Raw genomic sequence first — 25236 nt, 5'->3', positions numbered from 1 at the left:
GGTTGCAAATTTTCAAGTGGTTGTAATAATTGGATTTTCTAAAATGCCTCGCGACGGAGCGACGGAAAGATTAACTCTTTCTACATGTTAGTTAACAAAATCCTTGCCAATATTCGCGGCGTGACACGGCGATCGGGGGCCAGGGAGAGCGGGTTTCAGGAATTTGCGACCCTGTGACTCGCGATATTGCCGAATATACAACATCGACGGCATCTGTAAAAGGCTCATAGCCTTTTGATAACGATCCGCACCTGTACACCGGGCTAACAATGAACATCCGGCCGCGGTTATCAGCCATATGGCAGCCGGCAAAAAAATCTAAAACAATGCGCAATGCACCGGATCGATTCACCTTTCGGATCACTGATCCATCCGGGAGGCGATCAGTTTCCCGCGATTTGGCTCAGAATCGACTCCGCAAAGCCGTGCAATGTGTCGTCGCGCGCGCCCATGATGACGATTCGGTCGCCCGATTCGGCGAGATTCACGATTCTGTTTCCGCAATCCGGACGGGCCGGGATATATTCTGCCCTGCCCCCGGCAGCATTTATTGCATCGACAAGCGACTGGCTGCCCAGTGATCGGTCGACGGTACCGCCGAAATAGACTGGATCACACAATATGACGCGGTCATCGCCGTCGAGATATTCGGCAAATACCGTCGCCAGTTCTGCGCCCATTTTTTGTATCGGGCCGAAACCGTGTGGCTGGAAAAAGGCAATGACCCGGCCGGGGAAGGCCTTCAACGTCCTGAGCGTGGCAGCGATCTTGTCGGGATTGTGACCGAAATCGTCGATCACGGTGATGTCGCCGGTGCTTCCCACGATATCGAATCGACGAGCCAGCCCCCGAAAGGTCCCGATCGCCGATATCGCGGTTGCGACCGGCACACCGATGGCGGTGCTTGCCGCAATCGCCGCCAGCGCGTTGGCAATATTGTGCCTGCCGGGCACCTGCAAGGATACCGGATGCTCGCCCCCGTCGCTGCGCATCACAAAATTGCTGCCGAGCGATTGTTCCTCGACTTGCACGGCCTGATAGTCCGCACCGTCGAGAAATCCGAAGCTGCTGCCATTCGTCAGCCTCCGCGTGCCGACCAGTGCGCGCGATTCAGCGTCATCATGGTTCCAGATCGCATGGCGCGCTTTTGCGACAAAATCACCAAATAATATTCGCAGCTCTTCCAGGCTCTTGTGATCCAGGCTGACATTGTTGAGTACCGCGATTTCCGGATCGAACAGGGCGATGGAACCGTCGCTCTCGTCCACTTCACTCACCATCAAAGCACCGGCCCCGACGCGGGAGCTGGCAAATGGGGCGTCGGCATGGACGAAATTTTTCATTACCGCCCCGTTCATGATCGTCGGATCACGACCGGCTTCGGTCAATATCCAGCCAATCATCCCGGTCACGGTCGATTTTCCGCTGGTACCGCCAACGGCAATGCTGCTCGGGACTGCGTTGAAATGTGCGGCCAGCAGTTCCGCCCGGGTCATGCGCTTGCAACCCAGAGCGGTGGCCCGCGCGACGTCGGGCACGGTCTCTTCAATGGCCGCGGACGCGATCAGGATCTGGCAACCGTCACCGAGGCCGCTGCCATCCTGCTTGAACAGCTTGATCCCCCTGTCCTGCAGCCACTGGAACTTGTCCGCCAATCGGCCCTGGTCCAATGCCCGGTCCGATCCGGCAACCTGTGCACCAGCAGCTTTGACGATCATGGCCAAAGGCAGCATGCCGGAGCCGCCGATACCGCAAAAATAATAGGATTTGTCTTCGATCATTTTTTCGCGCTATTGCTTCTCCAACTATTTGGCAATGGCGCAAGGAACAAATTCGATCTCCCCATCTGTCCGCATTGGCATTTGTGCGCCGTCGACCCCTTTCACGCGGGACGCCGCCCGTCGCGTCATGGCGCTTGCGGCCCGCACCCATCCGCAGGCCGAGCTGGTCTTCGCCGAGCAATGTTTTTCAGAGCAAGGCCATTTCGCCGGAAGCGATACCCAGCGCACCGACAGTTTCGTCTCGCTGGCCAATGATCCTGACATCGACGCCATATGGTTTGCCCGCGGGGGCTATGGTGCTGCCCGCATAGCGGAAGCTGCCGTCCAGCGGTTGAACGATGTCGCCCACCGCAAAATCTATCTGGGTTACAGCGACGCCGGAAACCTGCTCGGCGCGCTCTATCGCGCCGGCATCGGCCAAGTCGCGCACGGCCCGATGCCCTCCGACATCGGTAGAACCGGTGGTGAGGAAGCCGTGGTCCGATCACTAGACTGGATCGTCCACAGACTGGCGGATGCCCTGGAACCCGGCCTCGTCAGCGGCCAGAAATACGCCGCTTTCAATCTGATGACGCTCGCGATGATGACAGGGACCAAGCTGATCCCGGATCTGCACGACCATATTCTGATCATCGAGGAAATTTCGGAATATCTCTACGCCTTCGACCGTGCCATGTTTCATCTGTGCAGCAATCTCGCCGGTCAGGGGCTGGCCGGCATTCGATTGGGTGGCGTCGATGATATTCCCGAAAACGACCGGCCATTTGGCGAAAGTGCGGAAGCTATTGTCCAACGATGGGCCGGAGAGAATGCAATCGCCTATCTGGGTCGGGCAGAAATCGGCCATCATGCGCAAAACAGGATTGTGCCGTTCGGATTGTTGCCTATCTGAAATTTCGATCGCAGAAGCAGCGGTTTTCCTGGATTAGCCGGACTGCGTTCAGGACGCCTTTTCGAGATTGTCGTCATTATCCCGGCCATGATCAAATTCCGGCACCAGTGACTTAAGGGTTCTGATCGCATCGATGCCGCCAGTTGCTGGCCAGCGCTGCCCGCACCATAGATAAGGACATTCCTTACCTCACCGGCGAAACGGTTGCGGCCGAGAATATCAACCATCAAATAGCGCCCGGCGACCCTGGAAAAACCGACAAGAATGAAAAACACCACCGGCTGGATAAGGCCAATTGTCCGGGGAACGCCATCCATCCCTGCGAAAGCGAATGCAAATGCGGTCAACACGGAATAGCTCGCGAATGCACGCACCAGCGTTTTCATCATTCCGGTACCGGCATAACGGAAAATGGCGTTATAGACGCCGCTCAGGATGAAGATCGGGATCATCAACAACAGGCAGACGAGCACGATCTTCTGAATGGCGACGTCCAACCCGAAACGCGCGATAGGCGAAGAACGAATGTTGTCAAAGGATGTATCGGCTATATCGACTGCAAAAGCAGGTGGATAGGGTGCAGTTGAACCAAACCGGGCAGCCACGCCCGACTGACCAGAAACCGCGGAATCCCGTCGGTCATGAAATCCGTTGGCCGGAGGATTTGCGTGAACCAGGCTGCTATCCTGAAAGGAAATCAGACGTTTGCCTTACGGAACATTTACAATCCGCCCGAACTTGCGCAAACAGGCCCGGCATATTCGAGTGTCGGGGCCAAACAGTGAGCGCTAATTTCAGACCATGAAGCTGAAGAGAAAATTCGTCGAAAAGCCCTGGGGACAGGAGGCTCTGCCTGAGATATTCCATGGCGCGAACGGCAAAAAGGTCGGGGAAATCTGGTTCGAAGCCCCGAAAGGCATCAGCCCCCTGCTGATGGTCAAATATCTGTTCACCAGCGAAAAGCTGTCTATCCAGGTCCATCCCAATGATCGGCAGGCGCGCCGGGTCGGCTTTCCCCACGGCAAGGACGAATCCTGGTATATTCTGGATGCAGAACCCGATGCGGTTCTGGGGCTCGGCCTGAAAAAAGCGGTCAGCGCTACCAAGCTGAAGACGGCGGCCATTTTGGGCGAGATCGAACAGCTTCTGGACTGGAAACCCGTCAAGAAAGGCGATTTTTTCCATGTGCCTGCGGGGACGATCCATGCGATTGGCCCCGGCATCTCGCTCATCGAAGTCCAGCGCAACGTGGACATAACCTATCGCCTGTATGACTATGGTCGCCCGCGTGAGCTCCATCTGGACGAAGCGATCGCGGTGGCCAAGCTGGCGCCCTATGACATGAAATATGCGAGCGAGATTGCACTGGATGAAACAACCAGTCTTTCCGGCAGTTTTTCCGGCAGCCTGCCCATCGGCTTGTTCCAGATCATCGGTACCGACGACGAGATCGTGCCAAAGACCGCGAGCAAGGAATGGCAGGTTATCCCCCTGGAGGGTTCGGTCACCGTCCGCGGCAAGTTGATCCGGGCGGGAGAATGCGGAATCTGTCAGCATTATGCGGACATTGATCTCGCCAAAAACGGAAGGTCGCTCATTGCCTGCGCGGTGAGTTGATATATTGACCATGCAGCAACATCCGCTGATCACGCCTGTCATTCTCTCCGGCGGCTCCGGAACGCGACTTTGGCCGCTTTCCACCCCGGAAAAACCGAAGCAGTTCCTCAACCTGTTCGGCCCGCTCAGCATGTTCCAGCTGACGCTGCAGCGCTGCGCGGACAAGAGCCGTTACCGTAATCCGATCATCGTCGGCTCCGCCAGGCATCTCGAAACGATAGACGACCAGATGCAGGAAGTCGGCGCGACAGCCGGGGAGATCATTCTAGAACCCTGCCCCCGCAATACGGCTCCAGCCATTACCCTTGCCGCTCTGGCTGCCGAAAATCCCACGGATTTGCTGCTGGTGATGCCGAGCGACCATATGATCGAAAATCTTGCAGCCTTCCAGAAATCGGTACTGGCCTCAATACCGGTCGCACAATCCCGCTGGCTGGTGACATTCGGGATCGAAGCCAGGGGACCGGCGACGGGATATGGATATATACAGCAGGGCGACAGGATCGTCGGCAGTTCCAGAAGCCTTTCAGCCAAAAAATTTGTCGAAAAGCCGAACCGTGAACGTGCGGAGAAAATGCTCGCGGAAGGCGGCTATCACTGGAATGCCGGCATATTCCTGTTCCGGGCCGACACCTATCTCGCCGCGATGGAACAATATTCTCCGGAGATCCTCCTCGCCTGCCGGGCTGCCATGGGAAACCGGCACATGGAGAAGGAAATCTGCCATCCCGATCCGGACGCTTTTGCGGCGGCGCCATCCGACTCGATCGACTATGCGATCATGGAAAGATCGGACAAGGTCGCGGTGACGCCCGTCAATCCGGGCTGGTCTGACGTGGGGAGCTGGGACGCCCTGTTTGAAATCGCGAACAAGGACGCTCAGTCGAACGCGATGATCGGCCAGGCCGTCACGATCGACTCCAGCAACAATCTGATCCACAGTGAGGATATGGAAGTTGCGGTTCACGGCGTTGAGAATATGATCATTGTCACCCACGGCAACAAGGTCATGATCCTGCCGCGTGGAACATCGCAACATGTCAAAAAAATCGCGCAGAAGCTGGAAGGTGAAGACTAGCGGGGCGGATTATCGCCGTTCAGACTTACGGCGCGCTAATTTTTGCGTTTTTTCGGCTTTGCGGTCAACCAGTTGGGCCAGAACCTGGCAATAACCAGAAACAAGGTCGGCAGCAGCAGGGTGTTCCAGATATCGCTGATAGATTCAGCAAAATAGGTCGCCTCGCGGTTCTGCGGTGCCTGCACTACGCTATAGTCATAAAATTCGTTGGCAAATGCAGCAAAGACAACAAACAACCACGGCACTGTGCTGGCCAGGGACCGGCGGGAAACAAGCGCGACAAACAGCTGCACTCCGATCCCCGCATAAATATGCAGCGAATCGCGTGGCAGTCCGGTTGACAGTTCCAGCCAGTTTTTGATTTCATACCAATCCATCACCCTGCGATTGGGCTAGCCGAACGCAAGGGTCAACGCTTTTTGCACGGGATATCATTATGAAAATTTTAGCCAAAAATGATTAGGCAGCCGGAATGACAAAAAACAGCGCGAACAAACCTAAAGTCCTGACCGTTTTTGGCACGAGGCCGGAAGCGATCAAACTGTTCCCGGTGATTCAGGCGCTGTCGGAACGCGGCCGCTTGGAAACGGTGAACTGTGTGACCGCCCAGCACCGGGAAATGCTCGACCAGGTCATGGCTATCGCCGATATCCGGCCGGATTTCGATCTGGACCTGATGAAGGCCAACCAGAGCCTCGACGATCTTACCGGCAGGCTGCTGGCGGGAATCGGCAGGACACTCGACGAGACGAAGCCGCAACGTGTCGTTGTCCAGGGAGATACGGCGACCGCGATGTGCGGCGCGCTGGCCGCTTATTACCGGCAGATTCCTGTCAGCCATGTCGAAGCCGGCCTGCGCAGCTACAATATCTATCATCCCTGGCCGGAAGAGGTGAACCGCAAGATCATCGGCACCATTGCCGACCAGCATTTTGCCCCGACGCAGACGTCGTCGGACGCGCTCAAGAAGGAAAATATTCCGGCGGAGCAGATATATATCACCGGTAATACGGTGATCGATGCTCTTTTGACCACCGTAGATAAATTCAATGATCCAAGCCGTTTGGATGCCAAGCTTGCCGGACTATATGAAAGGTTTGCTGATCGCAGGATCATCGGCGTCACCAGCCATCGGCGCGAAAACCTGGGTGACGGATTGACCAATATTGCCAGCGCGCTCCGGACAATCGCCGAGCGTGATGACGTGGCCCTGATTTTCCCCGTTCATCTCAATCCGAAGGTCCGGGCTATCATGCAGGACGCCCTGGGCGGCCTCGACAATGTCGCGATGATTGAGCCGCTGGATTATCCCAATTTCGTCAGCCTGCTCAACCATTGCCACTTCATGATGACCGATAGCGGCGGCGTGCAGGAAGAAGCACCGGCGCTGGGCAAGCCGGTGCTGGTGATGCGCGACACCACGGAGCGGCCCGAAGGGGTCGAGGCCGGCACTGCCAAGCTGGTTGGAACAGACAAGGATGTGATTGTGACGGCAGCACGCAGGCTTCTGGACGACGAAACCCACTATCTGGCCATGGCGCGCGCCCACAATCCCTTTGGCGACGGCACCGCCAGCCGGCAAATTGCCGACATTATCGAGAGCAGCCTCACCGCCTGAATATTTCCGGCTGGGTCGTCATATTACCTAAATATTTACAATGATTGGCTAGTGAACCTGCAGGAAAACGCGCCGGATCGGCGCACTGCGGAGTGGCTTCTCACATGTTATCGGAAGAAAAACCAAGCGTCTGCGTCATGGGTCTCGGCTATATCGGCCTGCCGACTGCGGCCGTCATTGCCCGTTCCGGATGCCCGGTGCTCGGTATCGACGTCAACCAGCAGGTCGTGGAAACGATCAATTCGGGTCGCATCCATATCGAGGAAGTGGATCTGGACGGGCTGGTGCAAGGGGTCGTGTCACGCGGAATGCTGCGCGCTTCGCTGATGGTGGAACAATCCGACGTTTTCGTGATCGCGGTGCCGACGCCCTTTGGTGCCGATCATATTCCAGACACCAGCTATGTCATGGAAGCGGCGACCAATATCGCGGCGGCCCTAAAAGCCGGCGACACGGTCATCCTCGAATCCACCTGCCCTGTCGGTACCACCGAAAAAATGCGGGACCTGATCGCGAAATTGCGCCCGGACCTGACGATCCCGGGACTGGCCAGTGATATTCCCGATATTGCCATCGCTTATTGCCCGGAACGGGTGCTGCCGGGGAAAATTCTCGAGGAACTGATCCAGAATGACCGCAGCATCGGGGGCATCACGCCGCGGTGCGCACGCAAGGCGCTCGGCTTTTACCGCCGCTTCGTTCGCGGCGAACTGGTAACCACCTCGGCGCGCGCCGCCGAAATGACAAAATTGGTCGAGAACAGCTATCGCGACGTCAATATCGCCTTTGCCAACGAGCTGTCGATCATCGCCGACCATATGGACCTCGACGTTTGGGAGGTCATCCGCCTCGCCAACCGCCATCCGCGCGTCAATATCCTGCAACCCGGCCCCGGCGTTGGCGGTCATTGTATCGCCGTCGATCCCTGGTTCATCATCCACAGCGCGCCTGAACAATCGCCGCTGATCCGCATCGCCCGCGATGTGAATGACGGCAAGACCGGCCATGTGCTGGAACAGGCCTCGCTGTTGATCGACGAATTGCCGGGCGTCTCGATCGCCTGCTTCGGTCTGGCGTTCAAGGCCAATATCGATGATTTTCGCGAGAGCCCTGCCCTGAAAATCGCCGCCAAACTGGCGCGACGCTATGGTGGACGAGTGAAAATCGTCGAACCTTATGCCAGCGAGTTGCCGGCAGCATTCGAAGGCACGGGCGCCGAACTGATCGATATCGACCAGGCGCTGGAAACGTGCCCCGTCATGATCACCCTGACCGATCACGACATGTTCAAGTCGATCCCGCTCGACGAACGCGCGGGCAAGGTCGTCTATGATACGCGCGGAATCTGGCCGGATCAGCCGGACAATCGGGATGCGGTCAGCGGGTTGAGACTGGCGAGCTGAACTTTACCCGCCAGCCTTTAAAAACCACGGTAGAGCGTACGATCCAGCGGTTCAAAATCCGGTCGATAGACAGCCTTGCTCCAGCGCAGGACAACATCCTGGGCAGATTTCGCTTCCGAAACATGCGTCCCGCGGTCAAGCACCACAGCCTGTCCGGGCGAGAGGAGCCTACCGTCGATCGAGACAGATGATCCGGCCTCCAGCTTATATCGTCCCGGTATAGCGATTTCGAATTCTGCCGGTGCATCACCGACCGAAAGAGTTTTTCCCGCAACCCAGATTTTACCCCAATGGCGGACATAATTCGTGCGCAATGTCCGTCGGTCTGTGTCAAGCAGCTGTGCCCTTAGCGGTCCCGAAACCGGCACTCCCATGGCATTTTCGAGTGTTGGACTGTTCAAGATCAACAGCGGCACCGTTTCGTGGCTCAAAATGGTTCCATAAACCGGCTGTCCTGCCTGCCGATAAGCTTGCAGCCCCCAGCTGGACATGAAAATGCCGCGTTTCGGAAAGCTGGCAATCATGCTGTTCCGATCGATGACGGCCACCGGCTCGGGGAAGATTTTGTGGACGGTCTCTACCGTTTCTTCCTGGGCATCCTGATCTCGGTCGTGCAGCGAAAACACCGTGCCGGCCGCCGAAGCGACCATGATGGCAGCCGCCACAATCATATGCCGCCCGGTCATTCCCAGTCGATCCACCGCATAAGCGACCAGAACCATAGCCGGAGGAAAGATGAAGCTGAAGAAATAGGGATAGGCATTGCGGTAGAAGAGAAAACTCAGCAACGGCACCGCCAGCCCCAGGATGGTCGCCGGCACTGCCCAGTCCGCACGGCGTTTCCGCATCGAAACGATCGCCAGACCCAATCCTGCTACCAGCAAAATGGTGGGAACCAGCGCCTTGCTGGCTCCGATCAGAAGGTCGTTCCACGTGGGTAGAAGTTCGAGACCGAAGATGGTTGTTTTGGCTGCTGACGCCATCATCGTCTGTGACCCATCGAGGTCCGCGGCCGGCAATAGCGCTTCATGCCAGAGGTAGAGGCCCAGAAATATGAGAGCCGATGCTCCAGCGGTCAGGATGAAAAAACCAAGCTTTTGCCAGGGCCTGTCCGATCTATTAATCTGCCAGAGGCCGAGCGCCACCAGTGCAGGCGCATAAAATATGACCTTTACCGTTATCATGGCGGCAAGCGCCATCATCAGCGCCGAGACACAATAATGGCCCAGCTTGAGCTGCGGCCGCGCAAGGATCGCAAGGCTGCCCATCATGAAGAAAGCTGCAAGCGGATCGGCGCGAAAGCTGGCCCCGTGGATCATGGTGAATCCGGCGCTGATATAGGCGAGCGCAGCGATCAGGGCAGCGTTGCGGGAGGTAAAGCTGCGCGCCAGCAAATAGATGAAACCGGTCGTCGCGGCCTCCAGCACAAGCATCACGATCCGGCCGGCTTCGACCTGGCGGATTTCGTCCCCCCCGACCCACGGCAGCCAGTTGAAGAAATAGACATGAAACGTCTGCAACGCGCGGTTTAGCGTCTGGTTCTGATAATCATATATTCTGCTGAGATAGAGAAATTCGTCCCAATTTATCTCGAGGAAAAACAGCTGGTAGAATTGAAGGGCCAGACAGGCCAGAATGGCCGGCAACAGCCATCGTTCAACGCCGGCTTCCGCGTGATGAGCCAATGATTTTCTCGAGGGCAGGCTTGCTCCACCGGGCGCAACGATCTGGCTGGGCATCCCGCGCATCACCTGGAAACGGGCAAGGCGTGGCGGTCGGCAGCGTCGACCACAAATTGCGCCAGATTGGGTCTGACTGACAGATAGGCTTTACGTCTTGCATCGACGGTCTGCTTCACATCTATTTTCAGCAACTCGTCGACTTCCGCCAGCAAGGGCTCCGGCCCCGGCTGCCTGAGCGCGGTCAGCAGGCCTTCGGACGCAAGTTCCCGCGTCGTTCCCGGATGATCGGTCCCGTCATATATGGATGGCACGCCCAGCAGACAGGCTTCGTGCGCCATGGTCGCGCTCTCGCCGACGTAAAGTTCGCATTTTGCCATCACATGATGCAGCTGGTTTTTCGCACCCTTATATCGATATACTTCCATCTCTGCCGGCAAGGGCCGTTCGCTCGATATATGGACTTTACCTCTCGCCGCTAATTTTGATACGAGCTGCCGCAGCGTTTCATCGCTCCAGCCGCTTTTCCCGAGATCGTGATTGGCGCGCCAGCTTACTGTCCGGACAAAATAGTTCGGTACCTGCTTATCCCAGCCATTGGCGCAGGCCACATCATCATCGACGGCAAAATTCTCGGGATGGAAATAGGACAGTTCCTTGATACCGGGAAAGCGCGACGTCCGCCCTTCGGGCACATCCCCGGCATAGGCTTGCGGCACGTACAGATGGTCGATAAACGGCCACGTGATGCGGGTCTGCAGCGACGCCGTGTCTGCCGCGTAAAAACTCACCGAAGGAACTGCGAGCAATTTGCCGACATGGGATATGGCGACACCGCCAAAGCCAAGCATCACATCCGGCCGGAATGTCCTGACCGCCTTCAGCATTTGCCAGTCCCGCACAATCAATTCTCTGGCCAGCCCGAATCTGCCATTGCCGGCAATAGATATCGATTCATGTTCCAGACCAAACTGATCCAGCAGATCGCCCGCGACATCCTTCTGTCGCGAAACGATCTTGATCGTGTCCCCGCGCGCTTTCATCAGTCGCATCGGATTGAGAAAAAACAGCACATCCGCCGGATGCACGATATCAAATAATATTCTCATGACGATATACTCATTGAAACATCCGGCTGTTCGACCCTGAACCAGAAAAAGCCAGCCACCAGACCACTGCCCAACAGCCCGAGAATGCGGTTCAATCCAAGTGCCAGAAACGCCGCTGCGGGGTCGGCACCAGCCGCTTCGGCGATCAAGGCACCGAATCCTTCGGCGATCCCGAGACCCGCCGGAACAATGGCCACTGCCGTTCCGGCGATGCCCGCTACCGAATAGATGGCGGCTTCCTCAAGCGCGACGGCTGCGTTGATTGCGATAAAACAAAAATAGAGGCGCGTGATCAGCAGCAGCAGCATGATGGCGCGGACAGCGATGAAGGACAGTGCCGTGGCGACGCTGCTTCTTTGCCCAATCCAGAATGCGATGCCGATCACCATAATGGCCGACAATATCGTGATACCTCCGGCGATCCAGCCCGCCGTCAGGAAATAGCCGGAAATGCCGACAGCCATGGCCAGCCACATCGCAGCCGCCGCCGCAAGAATCCGTCCGGCCTGGGCAATTTTTGCCCCGCTGCTCACAAGCGCGCCGCCGCGGATCAGAATACTGGCGGGAATCGGCAGCAGGTTCGCAATGGTCGCCATAGACGCATATCCCAGCGCTTTTCCGAAACCGATATGCTGATTAGCCACACGAGCGCACAGCTGCAGCTCGGTACCGTTGAAAAGGATGGACGCCGGGACCAGGCAGGCAACCGCCAGCAAGGCTATCGCGTCAAGTTCCGTAAGCTTGAGATCGAGGGCCGCAAAGGAATAGCCAATCCCGCAAATGAAAAAAATGGCAAATATGCAGACGATCGATTTCCGACGCGCCCGGGACCATCCTTTCAAATCATGATAAGCCGATATGAATGTATCGATCATGGATCAGCCCAGGGTTCCGGTGGCCTTCGGACTGTCATCTGACGAGCGATCCTCGGCAAGCTGGTCTTCCAGCAGCCGCAATCTCTCCAGCGTCTGTTCTAGCAACTGCCTATTGCGCCCGACGAGGTCGGCAACAGCGCCAAACATGATCGCGACTACGCCAAGAACGATGAGCGAACCACCAATTACCAGCGACTGGATATGGCCGCCGCCCTCGCCTATCGCATAGAAATACAGGAAACGGATGATGGGGGTCGCGCCGATCAGTGCGGAAACGGTCCCCGCCAGCACAAAAACCTTCAACGGATTGTACATCGCATAGGACCGGATCATGGTGGCGCCGGTATTGGCGATGAATTGCGGCACCGACTTGAACAGCCGCGATGGCCGGATAGCCCCGTTGGTCCGGATCGGTACCGACACGATGGCCATCCGCTTCCGTCCCGCCTGGATCAGCATCTCCGTGGTGTAGGAGAAGCTGGACGTGATATTGATTTTCTGCGCCGCAGCCCGGCTGATCGCACGAAATCCGCTGACCGCATCTGTGATCTGGGTGTTGGACAGACGTTTGACCGTCGCGCTGCCGAACATCTGCAGCAGCCGTTTGAACGGTCCGAAATGCGCATTGTCGCGTACGCCGCGGTCTCCCACGACGATATCCGCTTCGCCGGCCAGGACCGGCGCGACCAGCTTGCAAATGTCGCGACCCTCATATTGATTGTCGGCATCGGTGTTGACGATGATATCCGCGCCTTCGGCCAGCGCCTTGTTGAGTCCCGACTGGAAAGCCGCCGCAAGCCCGCGGTTGGTGCGGTGCCGGACGATATGATGAACACCGAACCGGCGTGCGACATCGCTGGTATTGTCCTTGCTGCCGTCATCGATGACGAGGATCTCGATAGTATCGATCCCGTCGATCTGGCGCGGCAGGGCGACCAGCGTTTCGGGCAGGCTTTCCGCTTCATTATAGCAGGGGATCTGAATAATCAGCTTCATACGACGCCCGTTCCTCTGGTTTTCGTCCGCCTTCGCGGGTCGGAATTTTCGGTTAAAAATGTCCTAAAAGCCTATGGTTAACAAAGCGTATATAGCTCTGCATTAACTGGCCTTGCGTCAGGCTGGCGAAATGATACGGATGGATCATGACTCAAATCAAATTTCGTCCCCGCCGCTCCTGTCTCTATATGCCTGCGTCCAACAAGCGGGCTCTGGAAAAGGCGAAGAGCCTGTCGGCAGATACAATTATCTTCGATCTGGAGGATGCAGTGGCGCCGGACGCCAAGGAAGAGGCGCGAGCGAATGCCTGTGCGGCGCTGCAATCCGGCGACTATGGCAAGCGGGAGCTGGTCGTGCGGATCAATGCCATGGATACACCTTGGTTTGCACAGGACCTGAAACAGGCTTGCCAGAGCGGGGCCGATGCAGTGCTGGTGCCGAAAATATTGAGCGCGGACGATATTGTCCGGATCAGCGCGCTGATGGACGATTGCGACGCCGGTCGCGACAGCAAATTAGACAGCAAATTATGGGCCATGATCGAGATGCCGCTGGCCATTCTCAATCTGAAGGAAATCGCGGCGCTCGGCGCAGAACACCGGCTGACCGGCTTTGTCATGGGTTTCAACGATCTGGCGAAAGAGATGCACGCCGAGCATGATCGCGGCGTCTTTGGCTCCGTCATGACCCAGACGGTGATCGCCGCCCGGGCTTATGGTCTCACTGTCATCGATAGCGTCTATAATGATTTCAATGACCCGGACGGTCTGGAAACAGAATGTCTGGAGGCCCGAAAACTGGGCTTCGACGGCAAGTCGCTGATCCATCCGGCGCAGATTGACACCGCCAACCAGAGCTTTGCCCCGCAAGCCGGCGCCATTGCCGAAGCGGAGGCGATCATCGCGGCGTTCAGGGACCCGGTCAACGCCGGCAAGGGCGTCATCGTAGTCAATGGCAAGATGACCGAGCTGTTGCATCTCAAGCAGGCCAACCAGCTGGTCGCGACCGCCAAAGCGATAGACGCTTTGGCCCGATAGGCTTTCACCCTCGACAAGCTGCCAAAAATCCGTTTAAGTGCTCAATTGAAACGGACGTTGACGGGGCGTTGAAGCCCTGCCCTTTGGAGAGCAGATATGGAAGCATTGGAAGCAGCAGCTGGCGAAGTCAGCAAAGACGAGATGATGAAGCTTTTTCAGGCGCAGCGCGATGCGTTCCACGCCGAATTACCGGTAAGCTATGACGCCCGGATGGACCGGATCAACCGCACCGCCAAGATGATCATCGAAAATCAGGATGCGCTCTGCCAGGCCGTATCGAATGACTTTGGCCATCGCAGCAGCGTCCAGACCGTGATGACCGATCTGATGTCGGTTGTCGGCCATGCCAAGGATCACAAGAAAAATCTGAAGAAATGGATGCGCCCCGAGAAGCGCAAGATGGATTTCCCGCTCGGTCTGCTGGGTGCCAGCGGTCAGGTGGAATATCAGCCCAAGGGCGTTGTCGGTGTTATCGCACCGTGGAATTTCCCGATCAACCTCGCCTTTGATCCGGCGATCGGTGCCTTTGGTGCAGGCAACCGGGTAATCATCAAATTTTCCGAATTCTGTCCGGAAACCGGCGAACTGGTCAAGAAACTGGTCGCCGAATATTTCGCGCCCGAGGAAATGACCGTGGTCACCGGCGGCCCGGAAACCGGCAAGGCCTTCTCGGAAATTCCGTGGGATCATCTGATCTTCACCGGCGGTGGCGGGATTGCCAAACATGTGATGGCAGCAGCAGCGCAGAACCTCACCCCGGTGACGCTGGAACTCGGTGGCAAGTCGCCGACGATCATCGGACCCGACGCCGATATCCAGAAATCAACCCAGCGTATCGCCATGGGCAAGATGATGAACGCGGGCCAGATCTGTCTGGCGCCCGACTATCTGCTGGTGCCGCAGGACAAGGAAGATGCGGTTGTCGAGGGCATTGCGTCGAATGTCGCGGAACAATATCCGACGCTGATTGCCAATGACGACTATACATCGGTGATCAACGGCCGGCACAAGGAACGCCTGCAGGGCCTGATCGACGACGCGCTCGAGAAGGGTGCGAAGCAGACCATCGTCAATCCCGGTGACGAGGATTTCTCCAACACCAACAGCAACAAGATGCCGCTGACCGTGCTGCAGAATGTCAATGATGACATGCGCGTGATGCAGGAAGAGATTTTCGGCCCGGTTCTGCCGGTGAAGACCTATCGCAATCTCGACGAGGTGATCGACTATGTGAACGATCACGACCGGCCGCTCGGCCTCTACTATTTCGGCGAGACGGAAAGCGACAAGCGCAAGGTGCTCGACCGCACGATTTCCGGCGGTGTCACGGTCAATGACGTGATCTTCCATATCGCCCAGCACGACCTGCCCTTCGGCGGCGTGGGTCCTTCCGGCATGGGCGCCTATACCGGTCCCGACGGCTTCAAGGAATTCAGCCACGCCAAGGCTGTCTATCGCCAGCCGAAGATCAACATTGCCAAAATTGCCGGTTTCCTCCCGCCTTATGGTGCGGGTACGGAAAAGACCATGAAACAGCAGATGAAACTCTAGCGCCGCGCACGGATGGCAGATTTTCCGCTAGCGGGGCTCAAGGTCCTGGATTTTTCGCGCGTCGTGGCCGGCCCTTATGCCACGCGGATGCTCTCGGACCTGGGCGCGGAGGTGCTGAAGGTCGAACCGCCGGAAGGTGATGTGACCCGCAAGCTCGCCAAACGCGACAGCGGGGTGAGCGGCAATTATCTGCAGCTCAATATCGGCAAGAAGAATATCTGCGTCGATCTGAAAGCCGAAGGCGCGCGCGAGCTCATTCACAAGCTGGCGGCACAGGCCGATATTGTCGTCGAAAATTTCCGGCCGGGCGTGATGGATAAGTTCGGCATCGGCTGGGAGGCCCTATCAAAGGTCAATCCCCGGCTGGTGATGCTCTCGATATCCGGTTACGGGCAAAATGGTCCGGAGCGGGGACGGGCCGCCTATGCGCCGGTGCTGCACGCGGAAAGCGGCCTGATTGCCCGGCAGGCGGAGATGAGCGGCGGCAAACCGACGGATATCCAGTTCGCCATGGCGGACAGCTACAGTTCACTGCACGGCATCATCGCGATATTGTCGGCCCTGCGCACGCTCGACCAGAGTGGCGAAGGCCAGCATATTGATCTGGCGATGGTCAATGTCCTGCATTCCGCCGACGACTATGCCCATTTCGCGCTTGACGATATTTGGCCGAAAGCGCCGGAGACCCTAGTTTGGGAAGCCCCGGAGGGACGTCAGATCCTGATCACCGGCGATATGAAATGGCTTTGGATCATGTTCTATACGAAAGACGGCTTGCAGGATCCGACCCCGGAAGGCGCTGACATTCCTACAAAAGTGCGGCTGCGCCACGAGGCGATGGAAAAGCATATCCTGTCGCACGAGAGTTTCGATGCGCTGACAGCCACGCTGGACCGGCTTAATCTCGCCTGGGGGGAAGTCTTTCCCTTCGGCCCCGCCGTCTATGACCAGCCCAGCGTCAAGGCGCTCGGCACGATCGTCGATGTGACCGACGATGAAGGCAATGCCCGCCGCACCGTCCAGTCACCCTATCGCTTCTCGAAAGCGAAAAGCGGCATCGACAGCAGCGCCAGAACCGCAAAACGCGGCGAACATAATGTCGCCGCGCTTCGGGATTGGTTGAATATGGAGGAAGACGAAATCAGCGCGCTTGCCGATAGCAAGGCGCTAATCTCGGACTAGCCTAAGCGTCCGCGTTGCGCGCCTGACGGCGTTTGAACGACTTCGCACCATTGTTCCAGTGCTTCGGTCCGTCGCTCTTGGCGGCCGAACCCGGTCCGCCACGACCCGAACCACCGCCGCCGGGACGGCCTTTGCGGGAACTGTGCTTGGCTTTCGGCGGTCCGCTTCGCGTCGGCTTCGCACCATATTTCTTGGGCTTCTGGCCATAGATACGCGGTGCGACTTCTTCGCGCGGCGGCTCGTCATAACCTTCCGGCAAAGCGATCACTTCCGGTTTCACGCCGGTCAGCTTGACCACATCGCGCAGGAACTGGCGCTCGTCGGGAGCGACCAGCGAGTAGGAAATACCGCTCGCCCCTGCCCGCGCTGTCCGGCCGATCCGGTGAACATATTGTTCGGACACGTTCGGCATGTCGAAGTTGATGACATGGGTAATGCCGTCGACATCGATGCCGCGCGCCGCGATATCCGTGGCGACAAGAATGTTGATCTTGCCCTTTTTGAAGTCACCCAAAGCACGTTCGCGCTGCGGCTGGCTCTTGTTGCCGTGGATCGCGGCGGAGTGGATACCGACGGCCATCAGATTTTTCACAACCTTGTCGGCGCCATGTTTGGTCTGGGTGAACACCAGCATATGATCCGGATTTTCCTTGTTGATGAAATCCTTCAGCAGACGCTGCTTGTCGTCCTGGTTGATATAGGTGACCTTCTGGTCGACCCGCTCGGCCGTCGTCGACTGCGGCGCAACCGAAACCTGGACCGGATTGGTCAGGAACTGGTCGGCCAGCTGCGAGATGGTCTTCGGCATGGTTGCCGAGAAGAACAGGCTCTGGCGCTGCTTTGGCAGCATCGGAACGATTTTCTTCAGCGGAACAATGAAGCCGAGATCGAGCATCTGGTCGGCTTCGTCGAGCACCAGAATTTCGACCTTGGAGAGTGTCAGATAGCGCTGGTCGATCAGATCGAGCAGACGACCGGGCGTTGCGACCAATACGTCGACACCGCGTTCCAGGATGCGCTTCTGCCGGTTGATCGGCACGCCGCCAAAAGCGGAGGTGACATAAAGACCGAGACCTTTGGAATAACCGGTCATGCTGTCGGCAATCTGACGCGCGAGTTCGCGGGTCGGAGCCAGTACCAGCATCCGGCACTCGAAGCGGCCGGCGCGCCGTTTGTCGTTCAGAAGGTGATGGATAGACGGCAGCGAGAACGCAGCGGTCTTGCCGGTTCCGGTTTGCGCGATACCGAGAATGTCCTTGCCTTCAAGCGCTGGGGGGATCGCCTGCTGCTGGATCGGGGATGGAGTGGTGTAGCCGCCTTCGGCCACGCGTTTTTGAATAGGTTCCGCCAGTGCGAAATCAGAAAATTTAGTCAATTTTTTATACCTTGTAATAGCAGCAAGTTTCCAGCGCACAGCATGGAAGCTATACGCGTGTTCGCCGTCTGTTAAGACGACCCGCGTGATCAGGCTGCCGGAAAGAAAGAAGCAATGAAGGCGATAGGTTCGAGATGATCTTGTCACCTCTCACGCAGAACTTCCGCCAGACGGTCAATCGATATTGCCGCCCTTGCTGCAATGCAACATAGGGGTTTCCGTAACGAAGTCAAGCGTTGTGATGGTGCGACGGTGTGCCAGGGAGGATCTCCGGTTGGACATTGGTCTGCGTGCCAGATTTCCCGGCTATGCTTATCTGCCTCTTCCTGAAAACGGAAATTCCAAAGCTACGGCTTGCAATAGTGTATTATTTATACAATACACTATCTCACTGCCTGACGACGATGTTGCAGTTCGGTTTCATAGGCAGCGAACGAATTCTTCATGGCCGCACCCGTTTCCATGCATTGCACAAATTTTGAGGAGAAAATGAAAATGGCTCGGCGTGAAAGTCTTTTAAGTCCGGCCCTTTTGTTCGCGCTTGCGGCTTGCAGTACCGGAACTGAAGTTGGTGAGATTCGTCCAGCATCGGATTTGAATGTGGCCCCATCTTACAAGCTGAAATCACTTCCTATTCCGATCGAGATTCTGGAAGCGCGCACCGGGTTCTTGCCACCGCTGGTCAGAGTAGAGGGTCAGCATCGACTCCGCTATGAACTCGTCCTGGCAAATGCGTTTCATTATCCATTGAAACTGAAGCGGATTGACATCGTCGATCCGAAGCAGACCGACAGAATATTATATAGTTTTGACTCCAGCTACCTTGAAAAACACCTCCTGCGCCCGGGACTCAGGGGTGAAGACGGAATTTTAAACCTCGGGGCAAACCAATATGGTATTGCCTATTTACAGCTGGATTTCGCTGACGGGCATATCCCTGGGGAATTTTTTCACCGGCTTGCAGTGGACGTTTTGATACCGGAGAAAAAGCCGCGTTCCTTGACCCTGGAATTGGCACGAACCAGTGTTCCCGACAAGTCCCAACTGGTCATCGCCCCACCAGTTCAGGCCGGTATTTGGCTCTACGAGTCTGAATCACATTGGGTCGACCGCGAACTGACAGAAGGTCGTCCAAGTTCGGCGCAGCGCTTTGCGATTGATTTTGTGAAGATCGGCGATTCAGGTGCGCTATTTAATGACGAGCAGGGACCAAATTTAAACTATGTCACATATGGCGAGCCGCTTCTGGCGGTTTCAGATGGACAGGTCATAGCCGTGACGGACGGGATCATCGAAAATGATCCCGCGAAAGACGAATTGGCCGTGCCGGGGTCACGGAAAACAATAACCGGAAATTACATCATGCTCGATATCGGCAATGATGTCGTTGCGGTTTACGCCCATCTCAAACCAGGCAGCCTGACTGTAAAGGTCGGTGAGCAGGTGAGCCGGGGTGACGTGATCGGACTGCTAGGTAATAGCGGTAATTCCGACTTGCCGCACCTGCATTTCCACCTTGAAACCCGAACGGATATAAACCTGTCTCTGTCCGGAGAGGGCATTCCTTACCAGTTTCACAGATTTAATCAGGCTGCCATCTATACGGCTGAGGAAGTGGAAAAAGCTTATGCAACAGGCCGAGTTGAGATTGATAGCTTCCGCGAAAACCGGCGGGCGAATGAATTTCCAGCCAAAAACGGGGTGTTGGTGTTCGAGTGATCGATGACCTCCGCACCCGAACAGACATCAGACAATAGCCGCTCCGAGCCTGCGAACATCTATTCCCAAGTCCAGTCGCCCACCAAAAGACTATCAATCACGGCAGATTTATTTATGGCCTAGCCCATGACGGACACCAAACCCCACAACCGCGACAAGAACTATTTGATCAAAAGCGACAGCCTGTTTCTGAAAGCTCTGGGCGTTTCGAACGACGCCGGTGAGATCAAACCCAATAAATATGCAAAATACCGGCAAATCTGCCGCTTTGTCGAGATTTTCATCGAGCGGATCGAGCGGACCCAGGCGGTCAAACAGAAGCGGGTCAAGGTTCTGGATATCGGATCGGGCAAGGGTTATCTGACCTTCGCGATGTATGACCAGCTCGCCAAAGCCGGGCTCAATCCCAAGATTGACGGCGTTGATACGCGCTCCGATATGATCAATCTCTGCAATGAAGCGGCGCAGAAATCCGGCTTTGAAAATCTGGCATTTCACAACGTGAAGGCCGAAGATTTCGTTCAGGGCTATTATGACGCAATCGTCGCCCTGCACGCCTGCGACACGGCGACGGATGACGCCCTCTTCTATGGCATCCGATCGAAATCCAAACTGATCGTCTGCGCGCCCTGCTGCCAGCACGAGGTTCTGGTCGACCTGCAGAAGAGCGAGACCGCAAACCGCAAATTCATCTCGCACGGTCTGTTCCTGCAAAAACAGGCCGACCTGATCACCGACAACAGCCGCGTGATGCTGCTCCGGTCACAGGGTTACCAGGTCGATGTCATCGATTTCGTCTCCACCGAGCACACGCAAAAGAACACGCTGATCACAGCGATCAAGAAGAACAAGCCGTCGCCCAAATATCTCGAGCAATATGAGGCCTATAAGAAAGCTTATGGTTTTAGCGGGATAAAGCTGGAGACGCTGATGCGCGAGGCGGGATTGATCCGTTTGGAGTAAAATCGAGCCGTTGTTTTCATGCCGCTTTGGCTAACCACCGTGGCAATCCATCTCGCCGGTCGAGGTCGCCCTCGAGAGCGGGCATTAGAACTTCCCATCAGTTTCAAGTCAATTCGTACATTCTGGATCTCCAGCTAACCAACTCGGCTCGGTGGGAGAAAGCGTTAGCAAATTCCGGAGTGGCTCCAGAAAAGCCTGTGGTTCTGATACCGCAGATCGCAGAGTCAGCGACGCTTGTGTCTGAAACATCTCTTATTCTAACATGAGGTAGAACCAGATATTTCCAATAGAAAAAAGAAAAAATGCCACCATCAGCCAGTGGAAAATCATGCGCTTTGTTTTTGTAAGGAACAGAGCAAGCGCAAAGGCAGTGATATCTCCTCCTGTGTTCAACATATATTTGGAAAATGACCACTTTTCAACGATTGCTGTGATGGTCGCACTGAAAACCATCAGGAACAGGAAAAGAGAAAACAGGCCCCAAATCTGACCTCTACTCTCGATATAGAAGTCTTGGAGGTCCAGACCCTCCTGCGGGATTTCATCCGGGAAAACCGATGCAGAAATCAAAAAGAACGTCACTAGTATGAAAACTTGTGGGAGAAATTCCAGAAAGGAGATGGACTCCAAACCGGAGTATTTCAAATAAATCGACCACCACAGATTCAAGATGGAACACAATACGACGAAGCCCAAAGTCGGGACAATCAGATTCCAACGGATTTGTTTTCTGGCGCGCAACATCCTGTGCAGGCTCAAAGAAAGGTCGGCGACTGCCAGCCCGATCAGGATCGAGGAAAACAGGATGATATATTCACTGACTGACATAGGCTGCTCTTTGCTCAATACGGCATTTTTCATTGTAAATATAGTAATTTGAGATTTGGCAACTTCAAAATGACTTAGCTATCCGACGATGGACCTAAAGGATTGATCGTCACCATCAGATTGCCACTATCGAAAAACTAAACTCCGTACGACATCCTAATATCCACTTTTGCGCCCTTAGTGGACATTAGCCGCGACCAAGGTGAACGTCCGCAACTGGGGCGTTAACTTACTGACTGCGTCGACATTTCCAACGTCCCCTTTTGCACGACAATTCAAATTCAATCTGTATCCACCGTTCCCACTTGATGCGGGAGCCAGACTAGTTAGAGTGGGCATTTCACGCACCACCCCATACACTCGCCCCTTCAAGACGGATGATTTTATGCGCAACCTGCTTCTTTCCACTATTGCCCTCGCCGCTTTCACACTCAGCCCTGCCGTCGCGCAGGAAATAGCGGCTCCGGAAAAGCCTGTGCTTGATATCGGTGCTGGCGGACGTCCGGTTGGCGAGGCATGGTCGCGCAGTCCGGTTCACGCCCAGCATGGCATGGCGGCGACGGCCCATCCGCTGGCCAGCCAGATCGCTATCGACATTCTCAAAAAAGGCGGGTCTGCGGTCGATGCGGCGATTGCCGCCAACGCGGCTTTGGGCCTGATGGAGCCGACCGGCAACGGCATCGGCGGCGACCTGTTCGCCATCATCTGGGACCCGAAGACGCAGAAATTATATGGCCTGAACGGATCGGGCAAAAGCCCGATGGGCACCAGCTACAAGCAGTTCATCAAGCAGCTCAAGGGCAGCAAGACCATCCCGCCCTTCGGCCCGATGCCGATCACGGTGCCCGGAACGGTCGACGCCTGGTTCGAAATGCACGGAAAATTCGGCAAGCTGAGCATGGCCGACATTCTCGCGCCGACCATTTCCTACGCCAACGAAGGCCATCCGGTCGCGCCGGTAATCGGCCGTTATCTCGAAATGAATCTCGAGCGGTTTGAACAGGGTCTGGATATGATCGGTGATTTCGACAATGCGCGGAACACCTATTTCCAAAATGGCGCACCGAAAGCGGGCGAGATTTTCAAAAATCCTGATCTTGGGAATACACTTAGCAAAATCGCCAACGGTGGCCGTGATGCTTTCTACAAGGGCGACATTGCCAAGACGATCGATAGCTATTTCAAGCGGGTCGGCGGAAATTTGCGCTACGAGGATTTCGCCGCGCACAGCAGCCTTTGGGTAGAGCCGGGATGTGTAGACTATCGCAAAGGCTATGAACTGTGTGAACTGCCGCCAAATTCACAGGGCTTCGCGGCGCTGCAAATGGCGAATATCCTGAAAAATGTCGATCTCGTCCAATGGCCGCGCGGCAGCGCCGAGGTGCTGCATTATATCACCGAGGCCAAACGCCTGGCGTTCGAGGATGTCGCGCGCTTTTACGCCGATCCGGAGGCCTCCCCTGCCCCGCTGGAATGGCTGCTGTCGGATGAATATGGCAAGGAGCGTTTTGCGCTGATCGACCCGGCAAAAGCCACGCCGGCATTCGGGCCGGGCGAGCCCAAGCTGGAAGGCGAAGGCGACACGACCTATCTTACCGTTGCCGACAAGGACGGCATGATGGTCTCGCTGATCCAGTCCAATTATCGCGGCATGGGCAGCGGGCTTGTCGCCGACGGCCTCGGCTTCATGTTTCAGGATCGCGGCGAGCTCTATTCGCTCGATGCCGATCATCCCAACGCCTATGCGCCCGGCAAGCGCCCGTTCCAGACGATCATTCCGGCCTTCATGAAGAAGGACGGCAAACCGTATATGTCCTTTGGCCTGATGGGCGGCGGCATGCAGCCGCAGGGCCATGTCCAGGTGATGATCAATCTGGTCGATTATGAGATGAATCTGCAGGAAGCCGGCGACGCCGCACGCCTCAACCATGACGGCGGACGTCAGCCGACCGACGATCTGGCGGGAACCGGCGCCGATCTTCTGGGTATACTCCATGTCGAGCCGGGCATTTCGGCAGAAACCGTCGAGCGGCTCAAAGCCATGGGCCATGTCGTCAAAATCATCGACAACGGCATCATGTTTGGCGGCTATCAGGCGATCACCCGTGACGCGGAGAGCGGCGTCTACACCGGCGCGACCGAGATGCGGAAAGACGGCCAGGCGATTGGCTACTGATCCGGCGGCGAAACAATCGCCAAACGGAAATGAAACGGGAATGACTATGCAAAAAAACCGCCTTCTGATCATGCTGCCCTTATTGGCGCTGACCCAGCCCGCTGCCGCGCAGATGGAGAATTTCAAGACCGGACCGGTTTTCGAAACGTTCGGGCCGTCGGCACCGGTCGAGCAAAGCGAGCCCCTGGCGCAAGATGCGCAATTCGCCATCGCCTTTGACGTCTCGGCCGCAGCCGAGCCGGGCAAGATCAACCGCACGATCGAAAGCGCGGCCCGCTTCATCAACATGCACGTCGCCGCCGGCGTGCCGCAAGAGAATATCCGTCTCGCCATCGTCGTCCACGGCGGTGCATCGATCGACCTGACCAGTCAGGCGTTTTTCGCAGCCCGCAAGGACGGCGCGGAGAATGCCAGCGCCGCCGCGATTGCCGCATTGCAGGATCATGGCGTGATATTCTATCTCTGCGGCCAGAGCGCGGCGGCCCATGGCATCACCAATGCCGACCTGCTGCCGGGCGTAAAAATGTCCCTTTCCGCGATGACCGCCCACGCCCTGCTGCAACAGCAGGGCTTCACCATCAATCCCTTCTGATCGGACAAGCCAGCCGAAATGTTGAAGGTCGCGAGTTACAATATCCACAAGGGCATCGGGACCGATCGCCGGCGCAATCCGGGCCGTATCATCGATGTGCTGAACGAGATCGACGCCGATATCATCGCGCTACAGGAGGCGGATCGCCGCTTTGGCGCGCGGGCCGCCGCAATTCCGCAAAAACTGCTGGAGATGCACAGCGACTATAGCGCGATCCCGCTCGACGTGCAGACCGATTCCATGGGCTGGCACGGCAATGCGATACTGGTGCGCAATTCCGCAACGGTAATCGCCCATGATATCATGCATATTCCCTGCCTCGAGCCGCGCGGCGCGATCATGGCGCATTTCGAGTTGGCCGGGCGTGAACTGGCGGTATTCGGCATGCATCTCGACCTCTCGGGTCTGTGGCGCAGGCGGCAGGCTGCTGCCATCATTAAGCTGGCGCAGGAAAAGCAGAAAGACGTGCCGGTGGTGCTGATGGGCGACCTGAACGAATGGAGCGCAGCCGGCGGCTGCCTGAAGGATTTCGCCAAGGCATTTGACATGGTCGATTGCGGACGCAGCTTCCATTCGCGCAGCCCGATCGCCACCCTGGACCGGATCATGCATTCCGAAAGTATCCGGCATATCGAAGCCGGGGTCCACGACAGCCCGTCGGCGCGCAAGGCGTCCGACCATCTGCCGGTATGGGCGACCATCGCGGTGAACTGAGGGCCTCTGCCCGTCGCCTGACCGCACTACGTAACTCTACCTATATTGCCG

22 protein-coding genes are annotated in these 25236 nt (G+C 56.7%); 13 read left to right on the top strand and 9 right to left on the bottom strand.

Annotation, left to right across the window (positions count from 1 at the left end; genetic code table 11):
* Positions 1-383: 383 nt before the first annotated feature.
* A complete protein-coding gene (locus tag CHN51_RS12990; protein ID WP_100094402.1) occupies positions 384-1781 on the bottom strand; it encodes a Mur ligase family protein in 1398 nt (465 codons plus the stop codon).
* Positions 1782-1815: 34 nt separating this feature from the next.
* On the opposite strand from CHN51_RS12990, the gene CHN51_RS12985 reads away from it, so the two are divergent.
* Entirely contained in the window at positions 1816-2673 is an 858-nt protein-coding gene (locus CHN51_RS12985) for an LD-carboxypeptidase (protein ID WP_100095626.1), read from the top strand.
* On the opposite strand, the gene CHN51_RS12980 is transcribed toward CHN51_RS12985, so the two are convergent.
* Positions 2628-3278 (bottom strand): hypothetical protein, encoded by a 651-nt coding sequence (locus CHN51_RS12980; protein WP_123906319.1) that lies wholly within the window; start codon positions 3276-3278, stop codon positions 2628-2630. The genes CHN51_RS12985 and CHN51_RS12980 overlap by 46 nt on opposite strands.
* A gap of 196 nt (positions 3279-3474) precedes the next feature.
* On the opposite strand from CHN51_RS12980, the gene CHN51_RS12975 reads away from it, so the two are divergent.
* Positions 3475-4290, top strand: coding sequence for a class I mannose-6-phosphate isomerase (locus tag CHN51_RS12975; protein WP_100094400.1), 816 nt, complete (start codon positions 3475-3477; stop codon positions 4288-4290).
* A gap of 10 nt (positions 4291-4300) precedes the next feature.
* Complete coding sequence (locus CHN51_RS12970; protein WP_100094399.1) at positions 4301-5368, top strand: mannose-1-phosphate guanylyltransferase/mannose-6-phosphate isomerase; 1068 nt, start codon at positions 4301-4303, stop codon at positions 5366-5368.
* A 35-nt stretch (positions 5369-5403) separates the two neighbouring features.
* On the opposite strand, the gene CHN51_RS12965 is transcribed toward CHN51_RS12970, so the two are convergent.
* Positions 5404-5745 carry a hypothetical protein gene (locus CHN51_RS12965; protein WP_100094398.1) on the bottom strand — a complete coding sequence of 114 codons (342 nt, stop codon included), beginning with the start codon at positions 5743-5745 and terminating at the stop codon, positions 5404-5406.
* Between the two features lie 95 nt (positions 5746-5840).
* Between CHN51_RS12965 and wecB the strand changes: the two genes are divergently transcribed.
* Together wecB and wecC are read left to right on the top strand one after the other, a co-directional pair.
* A complete protein-coding gene (gene wecB, locus CHN51_RS12960) occupies positions 5841-6986 on the top strand; it encodes a UDP-N-acetylglucosamine 2-epimerase (non-hydrolyzing) (protein ID WP_100094397.1) in 1146 nt (381 codons plus the stop codon).
* Between the two features lie 104 nt (positions 6987-7090).
* Entirely contained in the window at positions 7091-8389 is a 1299-nt protein-coding gene (wecC, locus tag CHN51_RS12955; protein ID WP_100094396.1) for a UDP-N-acetyl-D-mannosamine dehydrogenase, read from the top strand.
* Between the two features lie 17 nt (positions 8390-8406).
* Here the strand turns inward: wecC and CHN51_RS12950 are convergent, their stop codons facing one another.
* Genes CHN51_RS12950 through CHN51_RS12935 form a run of 4 tightly spaced genes read right to left on the bottom strand, consistent with a single transcriptional unit; the run spans position 8407 to position 13048 of the window.
* A complete protein-coding gene (locus CHN51_RS12950; RefSeq protein WP_164089195.1) occupies positions 8407-10128 on the bottom strand; it encodes a glycosyltransferase family 39 protein in 1722 nt (573 codons plus the stop codon).
* An 8-nt stretch (positions 10129-10136) separates the two neighbouring features.
* The gene (locus CHN51_RS12945) at positions 10137-11177 is read right to left on the bottom strand and encodes a DUF354 domain-containing protein (protein ID WP_100094394.1); all 1041 of its coding nucleotides are present in this window, start codon (positions 11175-11177) and stop codon (positions 10137-10139) included.
* Entirely contained in the window at positions 11174-12052 is an 879-nt protein-coding gene (locus CHN51_RS12940; RefSeq protein WP_100094393.1) for a hypothetical protein, read from the bottom strand. The genes CHN51_RS12945 and CHN51_RS12940 overlap by 4 nt, the downstream gene beginning before the upstream one ends.
* A 3-nt stretch (positions 12053-12055) precedes the next feature.
* Entirely contained in the window at positions 12056-13048 is a 993-nt protein-coding gene (locus CHN51_RS12935) for a glycosyltransferase family 2 protein (RefSeq protein WP_100094392.1), read from the bottom strand.
* Between the two features lie 146 nt (positions 13049-13194).
* Here CHN51_RS12935 and CHN51_RS12930 point away from each other — a divergent pair, with 146 nt between their 5' ends.
* From CHN51_RS12930 to CHN51_RS12920, 3 genes are all read left to right on the top strand, one after another.
* Positions 13195-14085: a CoA ester lyase gene (locus tag CHN51_RS12930; RefSeq protein ID WP_100094391.1), complete on the top strand. Its 891-nt coding sequence runs from the start codon at positions 13195-13197 to the stop codon at positions 14083-14085.
* A 96-nt stretch (positions 14086-14181) separates the two neighbouring features.
* Positions 14182-15636: a coniferyl aldehyde dehydrogenase gene (locus CHN51_RS12925; protein ID WP_100094390.1), complete on the top strand. Its 1455-nt coding sequence runs from the start codon at positions 14182-14184 to the stop codon at positions 15634-15636.
* Positions 15637-15648: 12 nt separating this feature from the next.
* Complete coding sequence (locus CHN51_RS12920; protein WP_100094389.1) at positions 15649-16818, top strand: CaiB/BaiF CoA-transferase family protein; 1170 nt, start codon at positions 15649-15651, stop codon at positions 16816-16818.
* A gap of 1 nt (position 16819) precedes the next feature.
* On the opposite strand, the gene CHN51_RS12915 is transcribed toward CHN51_RS12920, so the two are convergent.
* Positions 16820-18193, bottom strand: coding sequence for a DEAD/DEAH box helicase (locus CHN51_RS12915; protein ID WP_100094388.1), 1374 nt, complete (start codon positions 18191-18193; stop codon positions 16820-16822).
* 444 nt (positions 18194-18637) lie between these two features.
* On the opposite strand from CHN51_RS12915, the gene CHN51_RS12910 reads away from it, so the two are divergent.
* Positions 18638-19912 carry a M23 family metallopeptidase gene (locus CHN51_RS12910; RefSeq protein WP_100094387.1) on the top strand — a complete coding sequence of 425 codons (1275 nt, stop codon included), beginning with the start codon at positions 18638-18640 and terminating at the stop codon, positions 19910-19912.
* Positions 19913-20038: 126 nt separating this feature from the next.
* Positions 20039-20875, top strand: a complete 837-nt coding sequence (locus CHN51_RS12905; RefSeq protein ID WP_100094386.1) for an SAM-dependent methyltransferase — start codon at positions 20039-20041, stop codon at positions 20873-20875.
* Between the two features lie 252 nt (positions 20876-21127).
* Here the strand turns inward: CHN51_RS12905 and CHN51_RS12900 are convergent, their stop codons facing one another.
* Positions 21128-21703 carry a hypothetical protein gene (locus CHN51_RS12900; RefSeq protein WP_123906318.1) on the bottom strand — a complete coding sequence of 192 codons (576 nt, stop codon included), beginning with the start codon at positions 21701-21703 and terminating at the stop codon, positions 21128-21130.
* Positions 21704-22088: 385 nt separating this feature from the next.
* Between CHN51_RS12900 and CHN51_RS12895 the strand changes: the two genes are divergently transcribed.
* The 3 genes from CHN51_RS12895 to CHN51_RS12885 are packed head-to-tail and all read left to right on the top strand — an operon-like array spanning position 22089 to position 25185.
* Positions 22089-23879 carry a gamma-glutamyltransferase family protein gene (locus tag CHN51_RS12895; protein ID WP_206169897.1) on the top strand — a complete coding sequence of 597 codons (1791 nt, stop codon included), beginning with the start codon at positions 22089-22091 and terminating at the stop codon, positions 23877-23879.
* A 46-nt stretch (positions 23880-23925) separates the two neighbouring features.
* Positions 23926-24471, top strand: coding sequence for a DsrE family protein (locus CHN51_RS12890; protein ID WP_100094384.1), 546 nt, complete (start codon positions 23926-23928; stop codon positions 24469-24471).
* An 18-nt stretch (positions 24472-24489) separates the two neighbouring features.
* Positions 24490-25185 carry an endonuclease/exonuclease/phosphatase family protein gene (locus CHN51_RS12885; protein WP_100094383.1) on the top strand — a complete coding sequence of 232 codons (696 nt, stop codon included), beginning with the start codon at positions 24490-24492 and terminating at the stop codon, positions 25183-25185.
* Positions 25186-25236: the final 51 nt, after the last annotated feature.

The organism is Sphingorhabdus sp. YGSMI21 (genome assembly GCF_002776575.1).
Classification (GTDB): Bacteria; Pseudomonadota; Alphaproteobacteria; order Sphingomonadales; family Sphingomonadaceae; genus Parasphingorhabdus.
The sequence above is the reverse complement of the archived record's forward strand: the minus strand, read 5'-3'. Positions and strand labels throughout refer to the sequence as shown.